This is a genomic window from Prosthecobacter sp. SYSU 5D2, assembly GCF_039655865.1.
Lineage (GTDB): Bacteria > Verrucomicrobiota > Verrucomicrobiia > Verrucomicrobiales > Verrucomicrobiaceae > Prosthecobacter.
This window is the reverse complement of record NZ_JBBYXL010000004.1, coordinates 84,100-96,420: the sequence shown is the minus strand read 5'-3', so window position 1 is coordinate 96,420 and position 12,321 is coordinate 84,100. Positions and strand designations below refer to the sequence as shown.

Genomic DNA, 12,321 nt, shown 5'->3' with positions numbered 1-12,321 from the left:
CTATTTCAATTCCTCCTGCGTCCAGAAGGTGGTGCGGTCGGCGTTGGCAGCGCGGACTTGCTTGACCTGGTCAGGACTCACTGGCGTCGCTTGATTGCCGAAGTTGGACCGTACATAGGTCAGCACGTCGGCCATTTGCTGGTCATCCAGGCCCATGGGGGGCATGGGGAGGGGGGCCATTTGTTTGAATTCCTGGCCGTCCACCTGGATGGGGCCGCTGAGGCCGTGAAGGATGATTTTGATGAGGCGGGAAGGATCGCCGGTGGCCCAGTCGGTGCCTGCGATGCTCGGATAGATCCCAGGCAGGCCCTTGCCTTCGGGCTGGTGGCAGTTGAGGCAGAGGGCGTCATAAACGGCCTTGCCCGGATGGGCGACAACGGGGGCGGCGTTGGCGATCTTCTTCACATACTCGGCCTGGGCAGGTTGTTTGTGAAAGGTGAGGCTGGCCAGGACCGGCTGCCACTGGGGCTGCAAGGCGCGGACGGCCTGGCGGAGGGCGTAGTCCAGGAACTTGTCCATAGGATGATCGAGCACCTGGGTGGCGACTTCGACGGCCTCCGGCTGGGGGATGCGGGCGGTGGCGACGACGGCTTCCAGGCGCACACGCGGATGGTCATCATGGGCGGCACGGGCGAGCTTGACGAGGGCATCGGGAAGACGGTCAGCCCAGGCACCGGTGACACGCGCGCCGTAGGCACGGATGCGGGCGTCTTTGGCAGTCAGCAAGCGGTCGAGGAGAGCTTCGTTGACGGCTTCGTGGGCTTCATACACGCCGCAGACTTCCATGAGCTGGTGCTCGTCCTGGGTCTGGGTGATGAATTCATCGGCGGCAGAGATTACGTCTTTTGTTAGGCCGTCGAAGAGCAGGCGCTTGGCCTGGTAGCGGGTCCAGCGCTCGGGGGAGGCCATTTGGGCGAGGAGCTCGGCGGGTTTCATTTCGGCCAGGGCGGGCTGTTTGACTGGGGCGCGGCCTTTGGCGGTGATGCGCCAGATGCGGCCATGGCTGCGATCGCGGCGCGGGTCGGCATAGCTGGCCTGATAGTGGCCGATGACGGGATTGAACCAGTCGCAAAGATACATGGCACCGTCCGGGCCGACGCTGACATCCACGGGGCGGAAGGAGGGATCCGAGGAGGTGACGAGGCGGGGAAGCTGGGTGGTTTTGTACCCGGAGCCTTCGTCCTCAAAACGGTGCAGCTCGACCACGCCGCCGAAGTAGCCGCCAATGAGGGCGGTGCCCTGGATGTCATCCGGGAGGGCGCGGGTGCCGATGATCTCGATGGAGTTGGTCTTCGGGCTGGTATCAAACAGCATGCCGGTGGGATGGTATTCGTCCGGGTCCTTCATGGCGATGAGGCCGGGGGTGCTGAAGTATCCGGCGGGGCGGTCACCGCTTTTGTGGAAGACCTGGTTGTAGTCATCAAAGGCCACGCCCCAGCAGTTATGCCCGGCTTTGCCGCCATTGAAAAAGGCGTGCATTTTCTGGGTGCGCTTGTTATACCGCCAGACTCCGGCCTTCTCCAGAATGGCCAGCCCATGGGCGGTCTCGACGCGGGAATAGGCATGCAGACCCTGGGTGAACCAGAGACTACCATCGGGGCCATGGCAGATGGAATTGACAAGCTGGTGGGTATCTCCAATGCCAAAGCCGGAGTAGAGAACGGTCTTCACATCGGCCTTGCCGTCGCCATCGGTATCCTTGAGGTGGAGGATCTGGTCGAAGTCGCAGACATAGACGCCGCCATCGCCGGGCTCGACGCCCTGGACCATGGTGAGGCCTTCGGCAAAGCGGGTGGATTTGTCGGCCTGGCCATCGCCATTGCTGTCTTCGAGGATGAGGATGTAATCGTTCGGCTGGATGCCGGGAAGGGTGTGGGGATAGGTGGGGGAGCAAGCGACGTAAAGGCGGCCGCGCTCGTCCCAGGAGAACTGGGTGGGCTTGGCGACGTCCAGGTCTTCGGAGGCGAAGAGGTTGATCTCGTAGCCGTCGGCGACGGTAAAGGCGGCGAGCTGCTGCGCGGGAGTGAGGGGGGGAGGGGGAAGAGAAGTGGCGACTTCGTCGCTTGGGTTTTGATTGCGGGCAGGAGTGCCCACGCTCCTCTCGGAAATGCGCGCAGGAGTGCCTGCGGTACCTTTGGCGATGGCGAGAATGTGGGCGTCCTGGGCGGCGATGAGGGGTTTGTAGCTTTCGAAACTTTCGCGCAGGGAAGGGGCGTTTTCGGAGGGTTTGCCGAACATCTGGGTCACGCGGTCGCCGTAAACGAAGGACCAGTTGGCGGGACGCCAGCAGTCGAACCAGAGGCGGTTTTTTTCGACGATGGCGGCTTTGATGGCGGTAAGGTCATCGGCCTCGCTGATGGAGAGACGGAGCTGGCTGGCGATGAGGCGGGCGACGGTGCGAAGGCCTTCTTCATTGAGATGGAGGCCGTTGTCGGTGAGGCGGGGCAGGGTGGAATTGCGCTCGGAGAGAGGCGTATAGAGGTCCACGTAGATGGCTCCGCGTTGCTTGGCGATGTCGCGCACGGCATTGGCATAGAGGGCGATATCGTCGTTGCGGAGGGTGAGGTCGGGAGCGTGCTCAGCCTCCGTGCGTTCAAAGGGCATCGGGCCAATGAGGACGAGGCGCGGGGTGACGCTGCTGAACTGGTCTAACAAACGATGATAAGAGGACTGGAACTCCGCCAGCCGGGCCTGGCCGTCGAAGGATTCCACCTGGCCAAACTGGGCGATGACCATACCTGCACCGGCGGTCTGGAGCTGGGCTTTCCAGTCGCCAAAGTTGAGGTCGCGCCACTGTTCATAGACGGTGTCGCCCTCCCAGGCCATGCTGCGGAAGCGTGGGGCTTTTTGGGTGAGGGCGTGGGTGAGGACGGCTTCGAGCTCTCCCGACTTTTGCTCGCGGACAAAGTTTGTCTGGCCTGTGAGGACGATGATTTCCTGGTCGCTGACTTCGAACTGGCCGTCTTTAAAAGCAGCGGGAGCGGCGCGGGCGGCATCGGGGTCGCCAAAGCGGTTGAGGACCTCTTTTTCACCGGGGACGATGGCGTCTGGCAGCTCCTCGATGACGATGTTGCGGAAGGCGATCTCGGCCTTGCACTTGCCGTGAATCTGCAGGGCGATGTGGCCTTTCATGGCGATGTCCGCGCCACGCTCGGTGTAGTCCACGGTGCGCACGCCATTGACGACGAGGCGGATGCGCTCGGCCTCGGCGATGATTTCATAGGTGTTCCATTCGCCCGGCTTTTCGGCTTTTTCGATGACCTCCTTGACAGCGGTGGCGAGCATCTTTTTGCGCCGGGATTCATCGTAAAGGCAGCCGCTGTAACCGGCACCGATATCGGCCTGGTAGCCGATCATTTCATTGGGCGGCTCAGTGATGCGGAGGGAGCGGAACTGGACGCCGCCGTTCACGAAGCCTTCGGTGCCTGTGAGCTTGTATTCGAGCTTGAGGTGAAAATTGCGATACTGCTTCTTGGTGGCCAGAAATTCATTCTGCGGGTTCCCTTCGAGGGAGCCGCCGACGATGGTTCCGTCCACGATGCGCCAGACTTTTGTGGTTTCACCCTCCCAGCCTTTGAATGTCTTTCCATCAAAAAGAGGGACAGGTGCGGCGTTGCCGAGATCTGTGCAGGTGACGAGGAGGAGGCAGGCGAAAAGGAGACGTAACATCGTGAAGCGTGCAAAAGTGACGTGGAAAAGCGGGAGCGGGAGAGATGGAGAATATGGGGGTGATATTTTCGTGATGAAACGTGTTTTTCTTTCAGAGGGGATGGGGAGGTGGGTTGAGATATCAATAAACAATGTCAAATAACATGATGAAGAGTCATGGATGCGTTTGGGCAGGAGAGGTTTTGCCGTGGATCACCTCACTCGGAGCGTGAGGTGTGCTAATACCTCAGCAGGTCGCGCAGCGCAGCGGTGATGCTGTGGGTCGTCGGGCGGTGGCTTTTCCAGAGATTGGGATGATAGGGGATGGGTGTGTCCTTGCTGTTGAGGCGCATGGGGGGCGCATCCAGCATGTGGAAGGCCTCGCTGCTGACGCGGGCAATGATTTCAGCCGTCACACCGCCCCACGGAAAGGCCTCACCCACAGCCAGGAGGCGGCCGGTGCGGGAGACGGAGGCGAGAATCGTGTCCGTATCCATGGGCTTGACGCTGCGGAGGTCCACCACCTCCACCTGGTAGCCGTCCATCTGGAGCTCTTCGGCAGATTTCAGCGCCTCATGCAGCATGGCACTGTAGGTGACGACGGTGGCGTCCCGGCCCGGCCGGGCAATGCGGGCTTTGCCAATGGGCAGGGCCTCCCCAAAGCCTTCGGCCTTGAGGTGGTAATAGAGGAACTTGTGCTCGCAGAAGATGACCGGGTCGTTCAGCTTCACGCTTTCCAGCAGCATCCAGTAGGCATCTTCAACCGTGGCCGGGGTGAGGATGACAATGCCAGGGTAGTGGGCATAGATGCTCTCCATGCTCTGGCTGTGGAAGGGGCCGCTGCCGGGCGTGCCGCCGGAGGGCATGCGGATGGTGATGGGGCAGGGGGTGCCGGTGCGCCAGTAGAGGGTGGCAGCCTGGTTGACGATCTGGTTGAAGCCGACAGAGGAGAAGTCGGCAAACTGCATCTCAATGATGGGGCGGGCGCCTTCAATGGCGGCACCGACGGCCATGCCGATCATGGCATCCTCGCTGATGGGAGCGTCAAAAACCCGGCCGGGAAATTCGCGGCTGAGGTTTTTGGTGGCTTTGAATGCGCCGCCGAAAGTGCTGATGTCCTGCCCGTAAAGGAAGACGCTGGGGTCGGAGCGGAGCGCCTCATACTGCGCCTCGCGTATGGCTTCGAGATAGGTGATGCTCATCCGTGCTGTCCTTCTACAAGCGCACTGGTGGACAGGGCGTGCCAGGTTTCCCGGTAGGGATCGGGGGTGGGTTCTTTGCTGGCAATGGCCTGGGCCGCATCCACATCGCGGCGGGCTTCCTCCTCCCAGGCGAGGAAATCGGCATCGGTCGCCCAGCCGAGCTCAACGGCCTGGGCCTTGGCCACTTCGATGCAGTCGCGCGCCTCATGCTGATGGCGGGCGGAATCGGGGATGTAGGAGGCGTCGTCATGCTCGCCATGACCGCCGAGGCGGAGCAGTTTCCCCACGACAAGCTGGGGTCCATGACCCGCACGGGCACGGGCAAAGGCGGTGCGGAAGGTGGCGACGCAGGCGAGGAGATCCGTGCCGTCCACACTGTGGCCTTCGACCCCATAGCCCTTGGCACGGTGCACAAGGTCCTCACAGGCATACTGCCGGGAGGTGGGGGTGGAATAGGCGAACTGGTTGTTGGCAACACTGACAACGAGCGGCAGCTTTTCCACAGCGGCCATGTTCAGGCCTTCATGAAAGGCTCCGGTGGAGGTGCCGCCGTCGCCAATGCTGGTGGCACCCACCGTATCCCCAAGCTGGCCTCGCAAACGCCGTGCAAAAAGCGCACCCGCCACGACTGAAAGCAGGCTGCCCAGATGGGAAATCATGGCCATGTATCCGTCCCGGGGGCGTCCCCGGTGGATGTTGCCATCGCGCCCGCGCATAGGCCCGGTGACGACGCCCAGATAAGTGCGCATGGTGTCCAGAAGCGGTTCACCGTAGGCGATGCGGCCTGCCTGGTCCCGGATCAAGGGACCGTAGATGTCCTTGCCAAAGCGCAGATTCCCCCCGGCGGCGGCGCTGAAGGCCTCCTGGCCGCGGCCCAGGTAAACTCCGCCCACAATACGCCCTCCGGCCCGGTAAAGGCTGCCGAGCTTGTCCTCAAGAATGCGGGAAAGGATCATGCAGCGAAGTGACTTCAGAAAGTCATCACGCAGGTCCGCATAGGCGGCGACATCAGGGCTGGGAAGCGTTGAGGTAGCAGGCACGGTGGAATTGAATCATTCTTTTCTGACAACAAAGGACTGCCAAAGTAAAAGATGATTTCACAGACACGGAGCCTTGTCCAGAGTGGATGTGAGGGAAGGGAAAGGAGCCGAATCCGGGCTTTTGGCCCGCCTCCACGAGAACCAGCCGAAAATGAGTTTTGTTAAGCCATCGTAAAGCTCATTGCCGGAGGATTCGTCTCATGAGAAAAACGGCCCTCTATTCTATGAAGGTGCTTGCTTATGCCGTCTTAAGTACTCTGTTGCTGGGTGTGCCCGCCTCCGCCAGGGCAGGGGATGGGATCATTGACCTGACAAATCTGGCCAATTACGCCAGCCAGGACGTGCCCGCCTACATCACCCGCAACAACACCACAGCGGGCAATGCCATCACCGACCTCGGTGCAACCCTCGGCCGGGTTTTGTTTTATGATAAGCGGCTGTCGCGGAATGACACCATCTCCTGCGCCTCCTGCCATCAGCAGGCCCATGCTTTCAGCGATACCGCCACGGCCAGTACGGGGGTAAACGGGACCACAGGCCGCCATTCCATGCGCCTCATCAACAGCCGCTTCGCCCAGGAGGTGCGCTTTTTCTGGGATGAGCGTGCCACCACCCTGGAAAACCAGACCACCCAGCCCATCCGCGACCATGCCGAGATGGGTTTCAGTGGCAGTGAAGGCGATCCGTCCTTTTCGCAACTTTTGGTTAAACTGGCCGCCATTGATGAATACCGCGTACTGTTTGCCATGACTTTCGGAGATCCCGCCGTGACGGAAGCCCGCATCCAGCGCGCACTGGCCCAGTTCATCCGCAGCATCCAGTCCTTCGACTCCCGCTTTGATGAAGGCCGCGCCCAGGTGGCCAATGTGAACACAGCCTTCCCCAATTTCACCCCTCAGGAAAATACCGGCAAGCAGCTATTTCTCGCGGCACCCAACAATGGCGGGGCAGGATGTGCCGGATGTCACCGCCCGGGGGAGTTTGACATTGATCCCGCCAGCCGCAACAACGGCGTCATCACCCGGATCGGCGGCGGCACAGACCTCACCAACACCCGCTCGCCCACCCTGCGCGACCTTGTCGGCCCCGGCGGTTCCTCCAACGGACCTTTCATGCATGACGGCAGCCTCACGACGCTGGCCCAGGTCATTGACCACTACAATCTGATCCCCGGTGACAACGACAACCTGGACCAGCGCCTGCGCCGTCCGCCTCCTGCAGGCACGCAGTCCCTCGGCCTTACCCAGCCGCAGAAAGACGCCCTCGTCGCCTTTTTGCAAACTCTGACCGGCAGCTCCGTCTATACCGATACGCGCTGGTCAGACCCCTTTGATGAAGAAGGCCGGCTTGCGCTCATCGTCTTTCCTCCCACCCAGGTGGTCATTAAAAAAAGCGCTGCTGCAAACGCCATCGTGAGCTGCCAGGCCGTGCCCGGACTCTCTTACCAGCTCCAGGCCTCCACCGATCTCGCGGACTGGAACCAGGTGGTCACTACCCTCACCGCAGACAGCTCCGGCCTCCTGCAGCACAGCGTCAGTCTCACCGGCACCCGCTTTTACCGTTTCGCCTATGTGGTCCCGTGATCCGAAAAAAAGGTCATGACGATCGCCCCGGCAGCCCTGAAGGTATGAGGCTAAATCTGCGAATCCTGCCATTTTGTAAATCCTGTATGAACCCCCTGCTCATACCCCAGTCATCCCCGCCAGCTTCTCCCCCCTCGGGTTGCGCCTTCTGCGGTCAGCCCGATGCCCACCTTTACGCCGGCCAGTTCATTTGCGACGATTGTTACACCGCCAAAGGCTCCTGCTGCACAGGCGATGAATGACGGTCGCGCGGATCGTGGCCCGGGCGACTGGGAGATAAGAACTCAAATCCCAGGATGATAAATGCCAATGCGTGCCTTATTTTGAATGGGTCACGGTTCCTTATCCGTATCCTGCTCACAGGCTGGAAAACGCCACTTGTGCTTCGTTGCCCCCCATGCCCCGCTCTCCTTACACCTTCCAGCTCTTTTTATCGGCCTGTCTCTTTTCGATCCCGGCCCTCCGCGCTGCGCCCGCCGCACCGCACCCAGGACAGATTATTTATGAAAAGCAGTGCCTGGAATGTCATGGCGACCGGGGCCAGGGGGTGAAAGGCGAATACGAGGAGCCCCTCATCGGTGAGCGTACGCTAGAAGCCCTGGCCCGGAAGATTGACCGCACCATGCCTGAAGAGGACCCGGACCTGTGCACCGGTGAGGATGCCCGGCAGGTGGCAGCGTATATTTATGACGCCTTTTACTCCCAGGAAGCCCAGGCCCGGATCAATCCGCCCGCCAAGGACCTCACCCGCCTCACCATCCCTCAATACCGCACCAGTGTGATGGACCTCGTTGGCCGTTTCCGCATGGGGGCTGGTTTTGACCGTCCTTATGGCAAGGAGACGGGGATCAAAGCTCTCTACCGGGGTTTCGAACCGCAGCCGCCTGAGGCGGCAAAGCCCGATGAAAAACTTCCTGAAGAAGAGAAGCTTCAAGAGCTGAAAGCGACCAAAGCGGAGAAAAAACTCATCGAGGCGGCGGAGGCCAGCCTGCGCAAAGCCAGGGACAAACGGGCGAGAGAAAAACGCGAACGGGAGGAGAAGCGCCTGAAGGACCGCAAAGCCTACCGGCTTGAACGGGTGGACAGCCGCATCGCCTTCCACTTCGGCGCAGACAGCCCGGACAAGGAGAAGATGGTGCCAGAGCAGTTTAACAACCGCTGGGACGGCAGCGTCTTCGCCGAAGAAACCGGAGTTTATGAATTCATCATCAAGAGTGAGAACGGCGTCCGCCTGTGGATCAATGACGATCAAAAGGCCCTCATTGACGGCTGGGTCAGCAGCGGGCCGGAGGTCAGGGAGGAAAAGCAAAGCATCTATCTCGTCGGTGGCCGCGCCTATCGCCTGATTTTGGAGCACTTTAAATTCAAAGAGGCCTCCGCCTCCGTGGAACTCTGGTGGAAACCGCCGCATGGCGTTCTGGAAATCATCCCCCAACACGCGCTCCGCCAGGACCGGCCGAACCCGCTTATGATCATCAGCACCAATTTCCCGGCGGATGACCGCAGCGTGGGCTATGAGCGCGGGTCCAGCATCAGCAAGGCCTGGGACCAGGCCACCACCGAGGCAGCCATCGCCACCGCCGAGTATGTGGAAACCAATCTGGACCGCCTGGCCGGGACCAAACCCGGGGCCGAAGACCGCCCGGAAAAACTGAAGAAATTTGCCCTCGCCTTTGCCGAAACCGCCTTTCGCCGTCCGCTGAGTGATGAGCAAAAGGACCTCTATGTAGAAAGCCATTTCAAGACCGCCAAAAGCCCCGAGCAGGCGGCCAAACGCGTGGCCCTTTTCACCCTTAAATCCCCCCGTTTTCTCTACCCGGACCTCCGTGAAAACGACCAGCCTGATGACTATGATGTCGCCTCCCGGCTGGCCCTGGCGTTGTGGGATTCCATCCCAGATAAAAAGCTCACCCAGGCCGCCGCTGAGAGAAAGCTGCACACACCTGAGCAGGTGAAAGCCCAGGCATACCGGATGATCAGCGATTCCCGCACCAAGGCCAAGCTGCATGGCTTTTTCCATCACTGGCTGGAGCTGGAGCACGCCGAAAACACCTCCAAAGACCCCAAGGCATTCCCCGGTTTTAACACGGAAGTACTGGCCGACCTCCGCCGCTCACTGCTACAGTTTATTGACCAGGTGGTGTGGAGTGAAAAGTCCGATTACCGCGAGCTGCTCCAGGCCGATTACCTCCTGCTCAATGACCGGCTGGCCAAATTTTACGGCAAAAAAGTCGAAGGCCCGGAGTTCCAGCGCGTCGCCTTTGATTCCAAACAGCGTGCCGGTGTCGTCACCCACCCTTACCTGCTTTCCTCCCTGGCCTACAGCAAGCAGACCTCCCCCATCCATCGCGGCGTCTTCCTCACGCGCAACATCGTCGGCCTGTCGCTGAAGTCGCCGCCCATGGCCGTGAGCTTTGATGAGAGCCACTTCAACCCCAGCCTGACCATGCGTGAAAAGATCACCGAGCTGACCCGCAACCAGTCCTGCATGTCCTGCCATTCCACCATCAATCCCCTGGGTTTCAGCCTGGAAAACTTTGATGCCATCGGCCGCTGGCGCACCCAGGATAACAAAAAGCCTGTTAATCCCGTTAGCGATTTCGCCACCGAAGAAGGCCAGAAGATCCACCTCACCGGCCCCCGTGACATCGTCAATTACGTCGCCGATAATCCCGCCGGCCACCGCGCCTTCATCCGCCATCTGTTCAACCACACCGTCAAGCAGCAGATCCCTGCCTACGGTCCCGACGTCCTGGACCGCCTCCAGCGCAGCTTCGCCGCCAGCGGCTGCAACATCCAAATCCTCCTCGTCGAAATCTCCCTCATCGCGGCGTTGGATGGAATGAAGTAAGCCAGCCATTGCCCTGGCCAATGTCTAATTGCGAACTGCCAGCGTATCAGTTATCTTGTCGAATGAGTACTGTGGTCGAAATCGAATCTGCTATTCAAGGCCTTCCCAAAGAAGATTTTTGGAAGCTGGCCGAGTGGTTTGACCAAGAGCGTTCCAAAACTTGGGAAGAACAAATGGCGGTGGATGCCGAGGCTGGAAATCTGGACTTTCTTTTCGAGGAGGCACAAGCTGCGCGTACTTCAGGAAAAACGGTCCCCTGGCCGGTACAGGCATGAAGTCCACTGCAACGCCCCGGTTTTGGCAATTATTGAATGCCCTGCCAGCCGATGTTCAAGCCTTGGCGGAAAAGAACTATCGCCTTTGGGCAGAAGATCCGCAGCATCCTTCACTGCATTTCAAGAGGCTGGCTGGCAGCGGGCATCGCTTTTCCGTTCGGGTGGGGGACCACTATCGGGCCATCGGCTGGAAGGTTGCGGACGGAGGGGTCGAGTGGGTGTGGATTGGCTCACACGCGGAGTATGATCTTCTCTTGAAACGCCGATGAAAGAATAAAATCCAGGCAAGAGCCGGTGATCTGCAACGTAGCCCTCTCTGTCCTCCCCTCTCATGAAAGCCCTGAACCGCCGCCAATTTCTCCGTGACCTCGGCATTTCTGCCACGGCCCTGCCGTTCCTGGCCGGGCTGCCCAGCATCAGCGGGGCTCCGGCTCCGCAGAAGCGGCAGCGGCTGATCATCATGTTTTCCCCCAATGGCACGGTGCCGGGAGAATTCTGGCCGGAGCAGGAAGGGGCGGGTTTTGAATTCAAATCCATCCTCAAACCGCTGGAGGCCTTCAAGGAAAAGACCCTCATTCTTCACGGCATCGCCAACAAGGTGCGGGGCGACGGCGACAGCCACATGCGCGGCATGAGCTGCCTGCTGACCTGTGACGAGCTGCTGAAGGGCAACATCATGGGCGGTGGTGGCAATCCGGCCGGCTGGGCCAGCAACATCTCCATTGACCAGGAAATCAAAAATTTCCTTCAGAGCCGGGCGGAGACCCGCACGCGCTTTGGTTCCCTGGAATTTGGCGTGGCCGTGCCGGACCGGGCGGACCCCTGGACGCGCATGAGCTATGCCGGCGGCAACCAGCCCATCGCCCCCGTAGATGATCCGCATCAGATGTTAGGCAAACTGTATGGCCAGATGAAGGACAAGGAAAGCCTGGTCAGCATCCTGGATGATGTGCGGGATGATTTGAAGCGTGTTTCCTCCAAGCTCAGCGCCCGGGACAAAGCCCTGCTGGACCAGCACATGACCCTCGTCCGCAGTCTGGAGCAGGACCTGGAAAATGCCGACAAACAGGGCAAGCTGGCGCATCCGGTGCCACAGATTGACCCCAGCATCGAGCTGGTGAATGACAACACGCCGGAGATCAGCCGGGTGCAGATTGACCTGCTGGTCAATAGTCTGGCCAATGACATGGCCCGCGTGGCCACGCTGCAGTACATGCGCTCCGTCGGCATGGCGCAGATGCGCTGGCTGGGCATTGAGGAAGGCCACCACTCCCTGTCTCACGATCCGGATGATAACAAGGACAGCTACGCCAAGCTGATGAAGATCAACACATGGTTTGCCGGAGAGTTTGCCTACCTGGCCAAACGCCTCAGCGAAACACCTGAGCCCACGGGCGATGGCAACATGCTTGACAACACCCTGCTTGTTTGGACCAACGAACTCGGCAAAGGCAACAGCCACACCCTGGATAACATCCCTTACGTCATGGTCGGCGGCGGGGCCGGATTCAAGATGGGCCGCACCCTGAAGTTCGACAAAGCCGCCCACAACCGGCTCTGGATGACCGTCGCCCATTCCATGGGGCACACCGGCCTCAAGACCTTCGGCAAGGCGGAGCTTTGTGACGGCGGACTGCTGGATCTGGCTTAACCAGTACAGCTAGGCGGGTGATTATCAACAGGTTGGCACCCAACCTGCGGACAATGCTGGAGGTAACCCCC

The 12,321-nt window shown here is 60.3% G+C and carries 8 protein-coding genes; 5 read left to right on the top strand and 3 right to left on the bottom strand.

Annotated elements, in window-relative coordinates; translation table 11 throughout:
- From WJU23_RS07825 to WJU23_RS07815, 3 genes are all read right to left on the bottom strand, one after another.
- Window positions 1-3,669, bottom strand: coding sequence for a PVC-type heme-binding CxxCH protein (locus tag WJU23_RS07825; protein ID WP_346331994.1), 3,669 nt, complete (start codon window positions 3,667-3,669; stop codon window positions 1-3).
- A 218-nt stretch (window positions 3,670-3,887) separates the two neighbouring features.
- Window positions 3,888-4,850, bottom strand: coding sequence for an alpha-ketoacid dehydrogenase subunit beta (locus tag WJU23_RS07820; RefSeq protein WP_346331993.1), 963 nt, complete (start codon window positions 4,848-4,850; stop codon window positions 3,888-3,890).
- A complete protein-coding gene (locus WJU23_RS07815; RefSeq protein ID WP_346331992.1) occupies window positions 4,847-5,890 on the bottom strand; it encodes a thiamine pyrophosphate-dependent dehydrogenase E1 component subunit alpha in 1,044 nt (347 codons plus the stop codon). The genes WJU23_RS07820 and WJU23_RS07815 overlap by 4 nt, the downstream gene beginning before the upstream one ends.
- A 224-nt stretch (window positions 5,891-6,114) precedes the next feature.
- Here WJU23_RS07815 and WJU23_RS07810 point away from each other — a divergent pair, with 224 nt between their 5' ends.
- The 5 genes from WJU23_RS07810 to WJU23_RS07790 all read left to right on the top strand — a co-directional run bounded on the left by WJU23_RS07810 (window position 6,115) and on the right by WJU23_RS07790 (window position 12,250).
- Window positions 6,115-7,473, top strand: coding sequence for a cytochrome c peroxidase (locus WJU23_RS07810; RefSeq protein ID WP_346331991.1), 1,359 nt, complete (start codon window positions 6,115-6,117; stop codon window positions 7,471-7,473).
- Between the two features lie 397 nt (window positions 7,474-7,870).
- Complete coding sequence (locus tag WJU23_RS07805; protein ID WP_346331990.1) at window positions 7,871-10,324, top strand: DUF1592 domain-containing protein; 2,454 nt, start codon at window positions 7,871-7,873, stop codon at window positions 10,322-10,324.
- Between the two features lie 62 nt (window positions 10,325-10,386).
- Window positions 10,387-10,599, top strand: a complete 213-nt coding sequence (locus WJU23_RS07800; RefSeq protein WP_346331989.1) for a hypothetical protein — start codon at window positions 10,387-10,389, stop codon at window positions 10,597-10,599.
- Window positions 10,596-10,868 carry a hypothetical protein gene (locus WJU23_RS07795; RefSeq protein WP_346331988.1) on the top strand — a complete coding sequence of 91 codons (273 nt, stop codon included), beginning with the start codon at window positions 10,596-10,598 and terminating at the stop codon, window positions 10,866-10,868. Before WJU23_RS07800 ends, WJU23_RS07795 begins: the two co-directional genes overlap by 4 nt.
- A 62-nt stretch (window positions 10,869-10,930) precedes the next feature.
- Complete coding sequence (locus WJU23_RS07790) at window positions 10,931-12,250, top strand: DUF1552 domain-containing protein (protein ID WP_346331987.1); 1,320 nt, start codon at window positions 10,931-10,933, stop codon at window positions 12,248-12,250.
- Window positions 12,251-12,321 lie beyond the last annotated feature (71 nt).